This window comes from Actinomycetes bacterium (assembly GCA_035489715.1).
Taxonomy (GTDB): Bacteria; Actinomycetota; Actinomycetes; order JACCUZ01; family JACCUZ01; genus DATHAP01.
Window position 1 is genome coordinate 43,447 of sequence record DATHAP010000168.1, and the last position, 14,334, is coordinate 57,780.

Annotated in this window: 16 protein-coding genes and 1 pseudogene; 10 read left to right on the forward strand and 7 right to left on the reverse strand. The window is 73.7% G+C overall.

Annotated elements, in window-relative coordinates; all coding sequences use genetic code 11:
• Positions 1-47: 47 nt before the first annotated feature.
• On the reverse strand, positions 48-746 hold the full coding sequence (locus VK640_13865; protein HTE74268.1) for a helix-turn-helix domain-containing protein: 699 nt from the start codon (positions 744-746) through the stop codon (positions 48-50).
• A 92-nt stretch (positions 747-838) separates the two neighbouring features.
• Here VK640_13865 and VK640_13870 point away from each other — a divergent pair, with 92 nt between their 5' ends.
• The 5 genes and pseudogenes from VK640_13870 (at position 839) to VK640_13890 (ending at position 3,609) form a co-directional block, all read left to right on the forward strand.
• Positions 839-1,288: a hypothetical protein gene (locus tag VK640_13870; GenBank protein ID HTE74269.1), complete on the forward strand. Its 450-nt coding sequence runs from the start codon at positions 839-841 to the stop codon at positions 1,286-1,288.
• Between the two features lie 56 nt (positions 1,289-1,344).
• Positions 1,345-1,658: pseudogene (locus tag VK640_13875) on the forward strand (GTP cyclohydrolase I).
• 83 nt (positions 1,659-1,741) lie between these two features.
• Complete coding sequence (locus VK640_13880) at positions 1,742-2,749, forward strand: hypothetical protein (protein ID HTE74270.1); 1,008 nt, start codon at positions 1,742-1,744, stop codon at positions 2,747-2,749.
• Positions 2,750-2,786: 37 nt separating this feature from the next.
• The gene (locus VK640_13885) at positions 2,787-3,137 is read left to right on the forward strand and encodes a hypothetical protein (protein HTE74271.1); all 351 of its coding nucleotides are present in this window, start codon (positions 2,787-2,789) and stop codon (positions 3,135-3,137) included.
• Positions 3,138-3,216: 79 nt separating this feature from the next.
• The gene (locus tag VK640_13890; GenBank protein ID HTE74272.1) at positions 3,217-3,609 is read left to right on the forward strand and encodes a VOC family protein; all 393 of its coding nucleotides are present in this window, start codon (positions 3,217-3,219) and stop codon (positions 3,607-3,609) included.
• Positions 3,610-3,630: 21 nt separating this feature from the next.
• Here VK640_13890 and VK640_13895 read toward each other — a convergent pair whose 3' ends face one another.
• The 4 genes from VK640_13895 to VK640_13910 are packed head-to-tail and all read right to left on the reverse strand — an operon-like array spanning position 3,631 to position 8,365.
• Positions 3,631-4,224 carry a pentapeptide repeat-containing protein gene (locus VK640_13895; GenBank protein HTE74273.1) on the reverse strand — a complete coding sequence of 198 codons (594 nt, stop codon included), beginning with the start codon at positions 4,222-4,224 and terminating at the stop codon, positions 3,631-3,633.
• Entirely contained in the window at positions 4,119-6,308 is a 2,190-nt protein-coding gene (locus VK640_13900; GenBank protein HTE74274.1) for a transglutaminase-like domain-containing protein, read from the reverse strand. The genes VK640_13895 and VK640_13900 overlap by 106 nt, the downstream gene beginning before the upstream one ends.
• Positions 6,305-7,378: a DUF58 domain-containing protein gene (locus VK640_13905; GenBank protein ID HTE74275.1), complete on the reverse strand. Its 1,074-nt coding sequence runs from the start codon at positions 7,376-7,378 to the stop codon at positions 6,305-6,307. Before VK640_13905 ends, VK640_13900 begins: the two co-directional genes overlap by 4 nt.
• 9 nt (positions 7,379-7,387) lie before the next feature.
• On the reverse strand, positions 7,388-8,365 hold the full coding sequence (locus VK640_13910; GenBank protein HTE74276.1) for a MoxR family ATPase: 978 nt from the start codon (positions 8,363-8,365) through the stop codon (positions 7,388-7,390).
• Between the two features lie 171 nt (positions 8,366-8,536).
• On the opposite strand from VK640_13910, the gene VK640_13915 reads away from it, so the two are divergent.
• From VK640_13915 to VK640_13935, 5 genes are all read left to right on the forward strand, one after another.
• Entirely contained in the window at positions 8,537-9,817 is a 1,281-nt protein-coding gene (locus VK640_13915) for an MFS transporter (protein ID HTE74277.1), read from the forward strand.
• A gap of 40 nt (positions 9,818-9,857) precedes the next feature.
• Positions 9,858-10,259, forward strand: coding sequence for a thioredoxin (gene trxA / locus VK640_13920; protein ID HTE74278.1), 402 nt, complete (start codon positions 9,858-9,860; stop codon positions 10,257-10,259).
• A gap of 168 nt (positions 10,260-10,427) precedes the next feature.
• On the forward strand, positions 10,428-12,269 hold the full coding sequence (locus tag VK640_13925) for an acyl-CoA dehydrogenase (GenBank protein HTE74279.1): 1,842 nt from the start codon (positions 10,428-10,430) through the stop codon (positions 12,267-12,269).
• Positions 12,270-12,465: 196 nt separating this feature from the next.
• Positions 12,466-12,684, forward strand: coding sequence for a DUF6458 family protein (locus tag VK640_13930; GenBank protein ID HTE74280.1), 219 nt, complete (start codon positions 12,466-12,468; stop codon positions 12,682-12,684).
• An 81-nt stretch (positions 12,685-12,765) separates the two neighbouring features.
• The gene (locus VK640_13935; GenBank protein HTE74281.1) at positions 12,766-13,095 is read left to right on the forward strand and encodes a DUF6458 family protein; all 330 of its coding nucleotides are present in this window, start codon (positions 12,766-12,768) and stop codon (positions 13,093-13,095) included.
• Positions 13,096-13,102: 7 nt separating this feature from the next.
• Here the strand turns inward: VK640_13935 and VK640_13940 are convergent, their stop codons facing one another.
• Together VK640_13940 and VK640_13945 are read right to left on the reverse strand one after the other, a co-directional pair.
• Complete coding sequence (locus VK640_13940) at positions 13,103-13,621, reverse strand: pyridoxamine 5'-phosphate oxidase family protein (GenBank protein ID HTE74282.1); 519 nt, start codon at positions 13,619-13,621, stop codon at positions 13,103-13,105.
• A gap of 20 nt (positions 13,622-13,641) precedes the next feature.
• Positions 13,642-14,334: alkyl hydroperoxide reductase (locus VK640_13945; protein ID HTE74283.1), on the reverse strand; the 693-nt coding region annotated here is incomplete at its 5' end.

Below are 14,334 nucleotides of genomic sequence, written 5' to 3' on the forward strand. Positions count from 1 at the left end.
GAGGGTCGGGCGCCGCGCTAAGGGGCGTTGGGAGTTCGCGGCCTTGTCTAACGGACGGCGACCACGACGCAGCACCGCTCCGGGTCGGGGTCGAGTCGTGGCGCGAGCCGCTCGTCCAGACGGTCCGCGGCCGCCGTGACGAGCGCGAGGTTCATCCCGCACACCAGGTCGGTGTGCTCGCGAGCAAGCGCGTCGAACGGGCAGTTGCGGAGCGTGACGACACCGGCGTCCGCCCGGGGCTCGTACCCGCAGCGGGCCAACGTCGTGCACAGCCCCCCGATCGACGCGTCGACCGACCTCCGCGCTGGCAGCCCGGCGCGCGTCTGCTCACCGAGCGACGCACCGAACGTCGCAGCGCCACGGTGGAGCGCCTCGCGGACCGGCGTCTCCCCACGGGACGACTCGTCGATCGCCGCTGCCATGAGCTGTCCGGCCAGGTCGTAGCGGCGCTCCGGCAGCGACACGGCGAGCTCACCGGGGGCCCGCCGGTACAGCTTGGCCGGTCGTCCCGCACCCGGCCCCTGCCGCCCGGTCAGCCGGCGGAACTCGGTGACCAGCAGGCCCTCCTCGACCAGCTTCTCGAGGTGGAACTTCGCCGTGTGCCGGGCAACGCCGACACCGGCGGCCGCCTGGTCCCGGCCGACCGGCTCCGGCTGGGCGGCGACGAACAGGTACAGGTCACGGCGCACCGGCTCCGCCAGCGCGGCCACGCCGGCCACTCGCGTGGCGAAGTCTTCCTCGGTCACCTGAGCCCCTTCTAAGGGACGAATTGGTTGACGAAAGTAACCCGACGGTCTAGCGTCCATCGTACTGTCCGTTACACAAGGAGGCAACGCACATGACCACGCTCCACATGACGTCCCGCCGCAGCCTCGACGACGTCCGCCACGACCCCGCGCGCCAGGCGTTCCTGCTGCTCCGGACCGTCTTCACCGTCGCCCCGATCGCCTTCGGGCTGGACAAGTTCGCCGACCTCCTCACCGACTGGTCGGGCTACCTGGCGCCATCGATCGACGACCTCGTGCCGGGCAGCGCGCACCAGGCGATGCTCGCCGTCGGCGTCGTCGAGGTCGCTGCCGGCGTGCTCGTCGCCGTGCGCCCACGTCTCGGCGGCTACGTCGTGGCTGCCTGGCTGGCCGGGATCATCGGCAACCTGCTGCTCATCCCAGGCTTCTACGACGTCGCCCTGCGCGACTTCGGGCTCATGGTCTCCGCCCTCGCCCTGGCCCGGCTGGCCGCTGCGTACCCGGCCGTCCGGTCCGGCGACCGTCACCAGCCGTCGGCATGACCGCACTGGCGGAGGGTCGGGGCGCCCACCCAGAGAGTGGACCCCGGGCGCTGCGCATGGTGCACGACACCGGGCCGGTGGATCTATTGGGCGCACAGGTCGCCGCAGCCGCGTCCTCACCGCCCTCGGCCTCCGCCTGGACGCGGAGGGAGTCGCGGGCACGCCGGCCCGGATGGCGAGCGCGTACGCGGGGCTGTTCGAGCCCCGGCCCTTCGACCTGACGACGTTCCCCAACGACGAGGGCTACGACGAGCTCGTGCTGGCCCGCGGCATCCCGGTGCACTCGGTCTGCGAGCAGCACCTGTTGCCCTTCGTCGGCGTCGCCCACGTCGGCTACCTGCCGGGAGACCGGATCCTCGGTCTGTCCGAGCCCGCGCCGAGTTCTTCGCCCTGGCAGCGCACCAGCCGGAAGGAGCCTGACCTAACCTGAGGTGGTCCCACCTGGAGGTGCGGGTGAGCCGGGACGAGATCGGTGGCCGCGACGAGCGCGAGCCGCTGGTGCCCGGCCGCGTCCAGGCCGGGCTCGGTGTGATCGCGCTGGCCCTGGCCGCCGTGGTCGTCCTGCCCCGGCTGGGACAGCCGGCGGAGCCGGACGCGGCCGCCCCGACGCGATCACCGACACCGACACCGCCACCGACGCCGACGCGGACAGCGGCGCTCCCGGGAGACTTCGCACCCTCGACCGGCGTCGGCTTCATCGGCCTGCCTCCCGCCGGTGCGACGCCGAGCAGCCCGGCCGGCGGCGAGCTGGTCGTCGAGGTCTGGACCACGCAGGCCCGGGTCTGGGTCTACGCCGACGGCCGTCTGATCAGCCTGCGCTACTCCGACCTCCGCACCGGGGCCGACCCGGTCTCGACCGGCCTGCTCGAGCAGCAGCTCACCCTCTCCGGCGTCGAACGGCTGCGCTCCTACGTCGCGGGCTCGGGGGCCGGCCTGGCACCTGCGCCGGACCGGCCCGCGACCGGTCCACGGCGTCCGCTGGTGCGCGTCGGTGGCCGGCTGCGAGCCGTCGACCGGCCGTCCACCTCCTGCGACTCCCGCAGCTGCGAGCGGGTCACCAACCCGGGCTCGTGGCTGCCGCCCGACGCCTGGCGTAGGGAGCGCCTGACGGCGTACGTGCCGTCGAGGTTCGCCGTCTGCTACGGGCTGAGGGATGCCACCACGAACGTCGCTGAGGCCCCCGCCGTCCCGGACGAGAGCCTCTTCGGACGCACCAGCCCCGGCGACCGCCGGCTGCCGGCGGACTGGCCGTGCTCGGTGATGCCCACGCAGCGTGCTGCCCGGATCGTCGAGACCCTGCGGGGCGCACGGGTGCTGCGCGACTCGACGGTGGCGTCACGGATCCTGGCGTACGTCGTCGACGTGCGATCGCCCCGGCCGGGGAGCCCGCCGCACGAGGCGCGGCTGTTCTTCGAGCCGCTGCTGCCGGACGCTCGATGGCCCTGCTCCGCCTGCGGATAGAGGCATGGCCGGCCCAGGACCCGGGCAGAGCACCGGCATGGCGTCGTACGACGTGAACCGGGCGGCGGTGACTCGCTGCCGCGAGCTGGTCGACAAGCGGCAGTACGTCCTCGACAGCGACTGGGGCGAGGTCCAGCCCGGGGCCGATGTGCAGAACGGCTACCTCGAGAACCACTCCTGGGACGACTACGCCGCCTGGCACCTCGGGCTCACCGAGGGGGCCAACGACGGGACCAAGGCACGGCACGCGTTCGTCTACGGGGACCTCCGGCGGGTGCACCGGTCCGGATTGATCGCCTGCGTGTACCGCGCGCTCGAGTGGCGGCACCGCGACGTGGCCGATGCGGCGTACGAGCTCCTGCGGCACCTGGACGAGGTCAGCGGCTGACGTCGTCACCGATGACTCCGGTGCTCGCGCCGGGTCACCATGGGGACAGCCAGACCACCTAGCGGACGGGAGCACCCGCATGTTCGGCACCTCACCGGCCTTCGCCAGCTTCGCCGTCGACGACATCGACGCGGCGCGCACCTTCTACTCCGAGACACTCGGCCTGACGGTCGAGGACCTCCCCATGCCCGGCGGCCTGCTCAACCTGCAGCTGGGCGGCGGGGGCAACGTGATGGTCTACCCGAAGCCCGACCACACCCCGGCCACCTTCACCGTCCTGAGCTTCCCGGTGGACGACGTGGACAAGGCGGTCGACCAGCTCACCGCGGCCGGCGTCCCGATGCAGCGCTACGACGGGTTCGGCCAGGACGAGAAGGGGGTCGCCCGAGGTGACCTCGGGCCGGCCATCGCCTGGTTCACCGACCCGGCGGGCAACGTCCTCGCCGTCCTCGAGCAGGACGAGGACGACTGAGCGACGGGCCACCGAGCCGGGTCAGACCACGACCACGCCGGCCGCCTCGGCGACCAGCAGGGCCTGCGTCGGGTCCAGCCGGGTGCCGTGCCACTCGAGGCCGGACAGGTCGACACCCTCGAGGGTCGCCCCGGCGAGGTCGCCGTCGCCCAGGCGCACCGCGCGCACGGTGGCCCGGGTCAGGTCCGCCCCGCGCAGGACGGTCTGCCTCAGGTCCGCCTCGGCGAGGTCGGCCTCGACGAGCCGCAGGCCGGAAAGGTCGAGGCCGGACAGGTCGGCACCGCGGAGCTGGACGTAGGACCAGTTGCCGCCCTCGACCGTCATCGGTCGCAGCCTGCAGTCGACGAAGCTCGAGCCCATCAGCTTGCAGCCGCGCAGGGTCACGTCGAAGAAGCAGGTGCGGTGGAAGCGACAACCGACGAACGACGTGCCGTCGTGCACGGAGGAGTTGAGCCGGCTGCCGCGGAACTCGCAGTCCTCGAAGCGGGCGCCGCGCGACGTGGCCTCGGTCAGGTCGGCGTCGTCGAAGACGCACGAGACGAATGACCGGCCGCCGAGGTCCTCGGCGTACCAGTCGACGTCGCGGAACGTCGCGCCCTCGGTGACCTCGTCCATCGCCAGCCTCTCGCCCACGCATGCTGGGCTCCGAGGCTTTCACGCCAGCCCAGCAGCCGGGCGGCCAGGTCGGCGAGGACGGCGACGGCCGCGAGCGCGTCCTCGGACCCGACCGGGGCGGTGTCGTAGAGGACCCGGTGCACGACGTCGAAGGCGTTGGCGACCCGCACCGGGTCCGGCGGGTCGGCGGTAGGCCAGCCGGCGACCAGCCGCCGGCGCATTTCCTCCAGCGACTCGGCGGGTGCCCGCACCAGCGACGTGCCCGACAGCACGCGCTCGAGCTCCGCCATGGCCGCTCTCACCTTGACGTCGAGCGGCGCTGCCGCGGCCCGGGCCCCGGCGCTGCGGCGTCGGGCCCGGCGCACCAGGAGCACGGTCGCGAGGGCGCCCGGCACCGCCGTCACCAGCAGCCCGACGACCAGCGATGCATGCGCCCGGACGAGAGCCCACAGCCGTGCGGGCACGCGCGGCTCGTCCTCGGCCGGCGTCGCGCCGGCCGTGGGGTCGGTCCAGACCCACTGGGAGTCGCCCACGTGCACCTGCACCCAGGCGTGCGCGTCGGCACCGGTCATCACCCGCACGTCGGCCCGGGGGGTGCCCCCGGCGAACCCGGTGACCACCCGGGCCGGCACGCCGACCGACCGGAGCAGCACCGCCTCCGCCGACGCGAAGTGCTCGCAGAACCCCTCGTGCGACTCGAACAGGAAGTCGTCGACCGCGTCCTCGCCCTCGTCCGGCACCGGGGAGTCCAGGTCGTAGCGGGCCGTAGCGCGCAGGTAGCGCTCGATTGCGGCGACCTTGTCGAGCACCGTCGGCCGGCCACGGGTCAGCCGCACCCCCAGCGCGCGGGTCCGCTCGGTCACCGTCGGCGGCAGGGCGAGGTCGAGCGGGCTGACCGGCTCCTGGAGCGCGGCCGTGCTGGTCATCACGTACGGCGCTGCCCGGCCGCTGGCGACGCCCGGTGCGGTGCCGCGGAAGATGGCGCCCGGCCACAGCGAGACCATGGCTCCGGTGCGGACCGCCACCGGCCGGCCGGGTGCGAGCAGCGGCAGGCCCTCGACCAACGGCCGGACCGGGTCCGACCGCTCGGCGTGCGCCCGGCCGGACCGTCCGCCCAGCACGTCGAGGTCGTAGTCGCCCCCCGCGTCCGCGCGCAGCTGGACGGGCTCGACCGGCCACGGGGCCGGGCCCCACCGCCGTCCGTCGTACGTCCACAGCGAAGCGGCCCGCCACAGCTGCGGGCTGCCCGCCGGGACCTCCACCAGGCCGGTGGTCGGCAGCGAGCCCCGCGCGTCGAGATCCATGCCGGGCTCGAGGTAGCTCTGCGGTGACCGGGGCGCCACCGCACCAGCATCCGTGGAGATGCCGGTCGACCCGTCGGAGGCGGCGCTCGTCCCGGACGTCGGCGGGCGGACCCCCTCGGGCCGCGGGAGCAGCAGGCCCAGCAGCGCCACCAGCACCGACCCGGCGACCAGCAGCGCGGGCTGGCCGGGCCGCACCCGTCGGCCGCCGCCGATCCGGTGCGGCACCCGCAGCGCCTCCCGGGCCCGGTGCAGCAGCCAGAGGGTCACCACGGCGGCCGACCAGCCGACGAGCAGCGCCAGGCCGAGAACCGAGGTCACGTCCGGCGACTGCTTCTCCGGTGAGGTGCCGACGGCCATGAAGAACGCCACCCCGCTGGCCACCATGACGACACCGAGGTGCCTGAAGGTGACGGCCGCTGCCAGCTGCGCCAGCAGCACCACGCCGACCAGGGGCGCGAGGACGCGCCCGATGCCGTCGACCAGCACGGCCGGGTCACCGCCCCCGGCCCGACTCGCATCCAGGAGCTTCACACCGGCCAGCACGAAGCAGCCCACCACGACCGGCTGCGCGATCCGCATCCGGCGGCGCGCGGGGACGCCCCACGGCCAGATCACCGGAGCGGCGGCGGCCGCCGGCACCAGCAGGAGCAGCAGGGCGGCGACCGGTCCGGCGAGCAGGCCCCGCGCGGTGAGGGCGACAAGAGCCGCGGTCACCGTCGTCCCGGCGGCGATCGCGATGGCCAGGGTCTCGCCGGACGTCGTCTGGCGGGGGTCTGTCATCCCGCCGTCTCCAGGACCCGCAGGGCCAGCCCCGGGCAGTGCCGCGCCGCCTCGGCGGACCAGCCCGCCGGGGTCTCCAGGGGGATCGCCACGTGCAGCTCGCCCGGACCGAAGCCGCGCAGCACCGTCGAGCCGAAGACCGCCGGGTCGGGCAGCACCGTGTCGTGCACGGTGGCCCACCAGTCCAGCAGCTCGGCCGGTCTCGTCGCCGACGCGAGCACCGGGCCGTCGACGTGCCAGGCGACGACCATGACCCGGCTGCCGGCGCGCAGCGCGGCGTCCGCGATCGAAGCGGCGGCGGTCAGCACCGCCTCGAAGCTCGGCGCCGGGTCCGGCCCCAGGAGGACCAGGTGCACCGCCGGCTGCACCACCTCGCCGCGCTCGAGGACGGTCAGTCGCCCGGTGCGGGCGGTCGTCCGCCAGTGCACCCGGCCACGGTCGTCGCTCGAGCGCCACTGGCGGACCCCGAGCACCTCGGGTCCGGGCCGGGCGACGACCGCGCCGGTCGCGGCCGGGTCGGTCATCGCGGCACCGGCCGGGGCGGGTCGCGGCGGACGTACGACGTGCAGCGTGGGGTGGACGACGACGTCGTCGGGGGCGAGCACGCGCCGCCGCGCCACGAGCAGCCCGAGGCCGGGCCGGGACTCCAGGTGCACGAGCGAGAGGTCCGAGGTCCGGCGCGCCGCGGCGAGGCGGGACACCGTGACGTCGGCGGACGCCCCCGGCTCGAGGGCCCCCACGGAGACCGCGAGGTCGGCCAGCCCGTGGGTCTGCACGAGCAGGACCAGCTCGCTGCTCGGCCGGGCCGAGCGGTTGGCCACGCGCACCCGGACCGGGACCTCCTCACCGACCTCGCTGCGGCGGCGGTGAGTGACCTCGACCTCGACCCCGTCCAACCGGGCCCGGGTCGTCACGCCGGCCGCAAGGAGCCCGGCGCAGCCGCCGAGCAGCACCAGGAACCATGCGTTCCCGGTCACCCACGCGAGCTGGGCCAGGACGATGCAGGCGAGCACGAGCGCCGCGGCTCGGCCGGTGGGCCGGTGGACCGCCCGGCCGGACGTCGGCGTCATCGGCGGCGTTCAGCGCCGGACCGGCACCGGGACCCGGGCCAGCACGTCACGCACGACGTCGGCGCCCACCACGCCGCGACCGGCCGTCGACATCCGGTGCGCGAGGCACGGTCCTGCTGCACGACGTACGTCGTCGGGGATCACGTAGTCCCTCGCGGCGAGCACCGCGAGCGACTGCGCGACCCGCACCAGCATCAGCCCGGCCCGGGTGCTTGCCCCGGCGGCGACCCGTGGGTCCCCCCGCGTGCCCTGCACGACGGCCAGCGCGTAGTCGAGGACCTCGTCGGCGACATGGGTGCGGCGGGCCCGGGACCGGGCTGCCAGCAGGGTCGGCACGTCGGCGACCGGCTGCAGGTGGTCGACCGTGGGCTCGACCAGCTGCTCGCGGACCACCATCCGCTCGTACGCCGGGGCCAGCGGGCCCATGGACAGGGCCACCGCGAACCGGTCCAGCTGACCCTCCGGCAGCTGGTAGGTGCCGTGCTGGTCCGTGGGGTTCTGGGTGGCGATCAGCGTGAACGGCTCGGGCAGCGGGCACCGGCGCCCGTCAACCGTGACCGCGAGCTCGTCCATCGCCTCGAGCAGGCCGGACTGGGTCCGGGCGGAGGCCCGGTTGAGCTCGTCGACCAGCACGACGTTGGCGAAGATCGGCCCGGGGACCACCTCGAACGCGAACCGCTGCGGGTTCCAGACCGCCGAGCCGGTGACGTCGGCCGGCAGCAGGTCGGAGGTGCCCTGGATGCGGGCGAACGACCCGCCGAGGCTGCGGGCGACCGCCCTGGCCAGCGTGGTCTTGCCGCTGCCCGGGAGGTCCTCGACGAGCACGTGGCCGCCGGCGAGGACCGCGGCGACCACCAGCTCCACGACGTCGTCGTGGCCGCGCAGCACGCTCTTGACCGTGGTCACCAGCGCGGTCGCGACCGACGCCGGGTGCCAGCCGGCCACCCCGGTGGCTCCCCGTGGCCCGGTCACCGTGTCCTCGAGCATCCTCAGGTCATCGGCCCGAGCCGCGGCGCGCTTGACCACGGGACCCCGGCAAGATCGGTGGCGCGACCGGGGCGCCGGTGCCACCCTGAGCGCGCCATGTCCGACTCCCCGCCCCGACGTCGCGCCGGTCGCGCCGGTCGCGCCGGTCGCGCTGGTCGAACGGGTCGCGCTGTGCCACGGGTCCCGGCGGTGCTGCGCGAGGAGCCGCAGTACCGGCTGCTGTTCGCCGGGCAGTTCCTGTCGATCCTCGGTGACCGGGTCACCATGGTCGTCCTGCCGTTCGCGGTGCTCGCGGTCGGCGGTGATGTGGGCGACGTCGCGCTGGTCTCGGTCGCCCAGTTCCTCCCCTTCGCCGTGCTGGCGCTGCCGGCAGGTGTCTGGGCGGACCGCGTCGACCGCAAGCGGATCCTGATCATCTCCGACGTGTCGCGGTTCACCTGCCAGCTCACGGCCGGCCTGCTGCTGGTGACCGACGTGGCCGGCGTGGCTCACCTGGCCGTGCTGGCGGCGGTCTACGGCGCGGCGGACGCCTTCTTCGCCCCCGCGTTCACCGGGCTGCTCCCCGGCACGGTCGCGCCGGTCAACCTCCAGCCGGCCAACGCCCTGCGCGGCCTGAGCTACTCCACCGGGTCGATCGTCGGCCCGGTGCTGGGCGGTCTGCTGGTCGCCTTCACGGGCGGTCCCGGCGGCGCCCTGCTCTTCGACGCCGCAACGTTCGCCGTGTCCGTGGCCTGCCTCGTGCCGCTCCGGCCCCGCGTCGTCGCCGACACGCTCTCCGGGGAGGACCCGGAGGCCACCACCACGCACTTCCTCACCAGCCTGCGCGAGGGGTGGCGCGAGGTGCGCGACCGGTCGTGGGTGCTCGCCTTCCTGGCCGGCTCGATCTCGTACCACGTGGTCGTGCTGCCGGCGATCTTCGTGCTCGGCCCGGTGCTCGTCGCCGACGAGCTGGACGGCGCACGGTCCTGGGCGATCATCACCGCCGGGTTCGGTGCCGGCTGCGTCCTCGGCGACCTGCTGCTGCTGCGGTGGCGACCGCGGTTCGCCCTGCGCGTCTCGTCCCTGATGCTCCTCGGCGCCTCGTGCCAGGCGGCGTTCATCGGCAGCGGCCTGGGCACGTGGGGCATCGCCGGCCTCGAGCTGCTGGCCGGCATCTGCGTCACCGGCTACTTCACGCTGTGGGAGACCTCGCTGCAGGAGCACGTCCCGCAGCACGCCCTGTCCCGGGTCGCCAGCTACGACTACCTCACCAGCGCCGGCATGATCCCCGTCGGCAACATCGTGCTCGGCCTGGTCAGCGCCGCCGTGGGGCTGCACGAGACGCTGGCGGTGATGACCGTCGTGGGCGTGGCGGCCGCTGCCGTGGTCGCCGCCCTGCCATCGGTGCGCCACCTGCCGCGCGGCACGCAGGACGCGCAGGGGAGCACCGACCCGGCCGCCGCGACGACCTGAGGACCGGAAGAGAACCGCCGGCCGGGCGGTTGGACCCGGCATGGCGACTGCGACCGCGACCGGCGAGGCCTTCGACGAGCTCATCGAGGGCGACGGCATCGTCCTCGTCGACTTCTGGGCCGCCTGGTGCGGGCCGTGCCGGCAGTTCGCGCCGGTCTTCGAGGCCGCGTCCGAGCAGCACGAGGACATCCGCTTCCTCAAGGTGGACACCGAGGAGGAGCGCGAGCTCGCGGCCCGGGCGGCCATCACCTCGATCCCGACCCTGATGGCCTTCCGCGACGGGATCCTGGTCTACGCCCGGCCCGGCGCGCTGCCCGCGCCGATGCTGGAGCAGCTGATCGAAGGCGTGCGGGCGCTGGACATGGACGACGTACGTCGTCAACTGGCGGAGCAAGACGCCGCCGGCGACGGGGTGGCCGGTCCCGCCGAGGCCGCCGGCTGACCGCACGCGGACGCCCGGCCCGCCCGGCGCCGGGTCAGGTTCGGCCGGTCCGACTGCGGAAGCCCTCTGGGTCCGACTGCGGAAGCCCTTGCCAAACGTTACTGGCGAGTAGCATCATCGTTGTTACCGACGAGTAGCTAACCGCCGGACGGAAGGGCGACGCCGCAGATGGGTCACTACAAGAGCAACCTCCGGGACATCGAGTTCAACCTGTTCGAGGTCTTCGGCCGCCAGCAGGTCCTGGGCAGCGGGCCCTACGCCGAGGTCGACGAGGAGACCGCGCGCAGCATCCTGCAGGAGGTCGAGCGACTGGCGACCCACGAGCTCGCCGAGTCGCTGCTCGACTCCGACCGGGAGCCGCCGGTCTACGACCCGGCGACCAGGAGCGTGACCATGCCGGCCGGCTTCGCCAAGTCCTTCCAGGCCTACATGGACGCGGAGTGGTGGCGCCTCGACCTGCCCGAGGAGCTGGGCGGCACGGTCTGCCCGCCGAGCCTGCGCTGGGCGGTCGCCGAGCTGGTGCTCGGGTCCAACCCGGCCGTGCACATGTACGCGTCGGGCATGGCCTTCGCCCACGTCATCTACCGGCTCGGCACGGAGGAGCAGCACAAGGTCGCCCAGCGGATGGTCGACGGCAGGTGGGGCGCGACCATGGTGCTCACCGAGCCCGACGCCGGCTCCGACGTCGGCGCCGGCCGCACCAAAGCGGTCCAGCAGGCGGACGGCAGCTGGCACATCGAGGGCGTCAAGCGCTTCATCACCTCGGCCGAGCACGACATGTCCGACAACATCGTCCACCTGGTGCTGGCCCGGCCCGAAGGCGCCGGCCCCGGCACCAAGGGCCTGTCGCTGTTCATCGTCCCCAAGACCCACTTCGACTGGGACACCGGCGAGCTCGGTGAGCGCAACGGCGTCTATGTCACCAACGTCGAGCACAAGATGGGGCTCAAGGCCTCCACCACCTGCGAGCTCACCTTCGGCGAGGACGAGCCGGCCGTCGGCTGGCTGGTCGGCGACGTGCACGAAGGCATCGCCCAGATGTTCAAGGTCATCGAGTTCGCCCGGATGATGGTGGGCACCAAGGCCATCGCCACCCTGTCGACCGGCTACCTGAACGCGCTGGACTACGCCAAGACCCGTCTGCAGGGGCCGGACCTGACCCAGATGACCGACAAGAGCGCGCCCCGGGTGCCGATCACCCACCACCCCGACGTGCGCCGTTCGCTGATGCTGCAGAAGGCGTACGCCGAGGGCATGCGCGCCTTGATCCTCTACACCGCCACCATCCAGGACGAGGTCGCGCTCGCAGAGGCCGACGGGCAGGACGACGCGGCGCACGACCTCGCGGTGCGGCTCAACGACCTGCTGCTGCCGATCGTCAAGGGCTTCGGCTCCGAGAAGTCCTACGAGCTGCTCGGGTCGCAGTCGCTGCAGACCTTCGGCGGCTCGGGCTACCTGCAGGACTACCCGATCGAGCAGTACATCCGCGACGCCAAGATCGACACCCTCTACGAGGGCACGACGGCGATCCAGGGCATGGACTTCTTCTTCCGCAAGATCGTGCGGGACAAGGGCCAGGCGCTGACCAAGCTGATGACCGAGATCCAGGACTTCGCCAAGGGCGACGAGGGCAACGGCTCGCTACGGGCCGAGCGCGACCTGCTCGCCAAGGCGCTCGAGGACGTCCAGGGCATCGTCGGCACCATGGTCGGCGCGCTCACGGCGTCGGCCGAGGACGTCACCAACGTCTACAAGGTGGGCCAGAACACCACCCGGCTGCTGCTGGCCTGCGGCGACCTGGTCACCGGGTGGCTGCTGCTGCGCCAGGCGGCGGTCGCCCAAGGGGCCCTCGACGGCGGTGCCACCGGCCGCGACGCCGCCTTCTACCAGGGCAAGGTGGCAGCGGCGAGCTTCTTCGCCCGCCAGGCGCTGCCGCTGCTCGCGGCGCACCGCGCGGTGGCCGAGGGCATCGACAACGCCCTGATGGAGCTGCCCGAGGAGGCCTTCTAGGGCTGAGTTCGAGGGCGGTCTGTCCGGATCCGTCCCGGTTGGGTCGGGGTGGACGACCGGCCGATCGGGTGCCGCCAGGTTGCTGCTCGGCAGACCGGGGTACAGCCACGATGCAAGCAAACGTGCAGGCGGCGCCCGCCGCCGGCGCCAGGCCGGCCCGCCCGGTCGTCCACCAGCTCAGCCGGGAGGTTCACCAATGGGCATCGGGGTCAGCATCTTCCTGATCGCGCTAGGCGCGATCCTTGCCTTCGCCGTCAACGTCAGCGTCTCCGGACTCGACATCGCCGTGGTCGGCTGGATCCTCATGGTCGTGGGGGCCATCGGCCTGATCATGACCGCGTTCATCTGGGGGCCGCGCAACCGCGCCCGTGGTGACGTGGTCGCGGAGCGCCGGGTCTACGACGACCGCGTCTGACGACCTGACCAGGCCGGCTGCCCCCCGCACGGGGCGGCCGGCCTCTCTCGTTCGCAGGTTCCCAGGGAGGAAAGGATCCGCATGAGCCGTTCGCGACCCCCCGACGGCCGGACCTCCGTCGGCACCGGCGTCGTGCTGATGGCCGTCGGAGCGGTGCTGGCCTTCGCGGTCGACGCGCCCGCCGAGATCGAGGAGTACGTCGACGTGCTCGACCTGGGCCTGATCCTGGTCTGGGCCGGCGTCCTGGTCCTGGTCATGCAGCTGGTCATGAACCGCGCGCCGCGCGCCGACCGGCGACCCCGGCGGGAGCGCGTCTACGACGACCGCACCGACGAGTGGTACGAGAACGACGTGCACCGGCCCGGCTGGGCCGGCGAGACCAGCCGCCTGCCGACTGTGCGCGACCGCTGACTCAGGCTCAGGACGTCTCGCCGAGCAGCCGGTCCTTCGCGAACGCGTAGGACACCATCCAGTGCGGCTGCACCCGCAGGTAGACGATGTCCGGCCCCCAGCTGCTCGGGCTGGAGCCGTAGTGCGCGGTCAGGTGCTCCTCGACCGCCGGCCGGTCCGGGTGGTCCGGGCCCAGGAACTCGGCCTGCCCGTGGCAGAAGACGCCGAGGTCGTCGCCGACGATGTGGGCCGCCGAGACCGCCGGCCGGGCCCTCAGGTGCCGCGCCTTGACCGCCTCGCCCGAGGTCGTGAACACCCAGCGGGCGTGCAGGAAGTGGCCGTCCTCGCCGCTGATCCGCGGCTCGCCGCCGCGCGTGACCGTCGCCACCGACAGGGTGCGCATCCCGGTCAGGACCGTCGCCGTCTGCTCCGCGTCGAGGGTGCGCTCGCCCTCGGTCATGATGGCCCGCAGGTGCTCGCTGGACCCGCGCAGTGAGCGGGTCAGCAGGTCGTCCAGCCAGGCCAGCTCCTCCGCCGTCTCGAACACGGCACCCACCCTGGCACGGCTCAGCCGGCGAGGTGCAGCGTGAGCGAGCTCGGTGCCCCGTCGACGACCCGCAGCGGGACGCCCCAGTCCTGCTGGTGCACGTGGCACGCCGGGAAGTCGACGCCCTCACCGGGCTCGTCGCAGGATGCCGCGCGGGCTGCGACGTGCAGCACGCCGTCGCCGACCTGACCGTCCAGCGTGATCCGGCGGACCAGGTCGGTCCCCGTGCCGTCGCCCTCCTTGAGCAGGTCGGGCGGGGTGGCCGACACGAGCAGCCGGGTGGCCGGGCCGTAGCGCTCGTCGAGCTTCTGCCCGGGCGGGGGAGTGAACACCACCTCGAGGTCCACGTCGCCCGGCCCCACCTCGGTGACCGGGCGGGAGGTGCGCCGGGCCGTGCCGTCGACGACGAGAGCGGCGGCGGGCAGCCGCAGCCGGGTGAGCCGGTGGGCGGCGGACTCCACCACGATCAGGTGCTCGCCGGCGACCAGTGCGGCGCTCGGCTCGGCCAGCCCGGCCAGCAGGGTGGTCACCTCGCCGGTCGAGGGGTCGTAGCGACGTACCGCGCCGTTGTAGGTGTCGCTGACCGCGACGGACCCGTCGGGCAGGGCCGTGACGCCGAGCGGGTGCTGCAGCAGGGCGTCGGCGGCCGGGCCGTCCACGTGCCCGAAGTCGAACAGCCCGGTGCCGACGTCGGTCAGCACCTCGTAGCGGGC

What these genes read in the sequence shown, in the direction of transcription:
- VK640_13870 (HTE74269.1), top strand. Translation starts at nt 839, where the DNA reads ATGACCACGCTCCACATGACGTCCCGCCGCAGCCTCGACGACGTCCGC.
- VK640_13885 (HTE74271.1), top strand. Translation starts at nt 2,787, where the DNA reads ATGGCGTCGTACGACGTGAACCGGGCGGCGGTGACTCGCTGCCGCGAG.
- VK640_13890 (HTE74272.1), top strand. Translation starts at nt 3,217, where the DNA reads ATGTTCGGCACCTCACCGGCCTTCGCCAGCTTCGCCGTCGACGACATC.
- VK640_13895 (HTE74273.1), bottom strand. Translation starts at nt 4,224, where the DNA reads ATGGACGAGGTCACCGAGGGCGCGACGTTCCGCGACGTCGACTGGTAC.
- VK640_13900 (HTE74274.1), bottom strand. Translation starts at nt 6,308, where the DNA reads ATGACAGACCCCCGCCAGACGACGTCCGGCGAGACCCTGGCCATCGCG.
- VK640_13905 (HTE74275.1), bottom strand. Translation starts at nt 7,378, where the DNA reads ATGACGCCGACGTCCGGCCGGGCGGTCCACCGGCCCACCGGCCGAGCC.
- VK640_13910 (HTE74276.1), bottom strand. Translation starts at nt 8,365, where the DNA reads ATGCTCGAGGACACGGTGACCGGGCCACGGGGAGCCACCGGGGTGGCC.
- trxA (HTE74278.1), top strand. Translation starts at nt 9,858, where the DNA reads ATGGCGACTGCGACCGCGACCGGCGAGGCCTTCGACGAGCTCATCGAG.
- VK640_13925 (HTE74279.1), top strand. Translation starts at nt 10,428, where the DNA reads ATGGGTCACTACAAGAGCAACCTCCGGGACATCGAGTTCAACCTGTTC.
- VK640_13930 (HTE74280.1), top strand. Translation starts at nt 12,466, where the DNA reads ATGGGCATCGGGGTCAGCATCTTCCTGATCGCGCTAGGCGCGATCCTT.
- VK640_13935 (HTE74281.1), top strand. Translation starts at nt 12,766, where the DNA reads ATGAGCCGTTCGCGACCCCCCGACGGCCGGACCTCCGTCGGCACCGGC.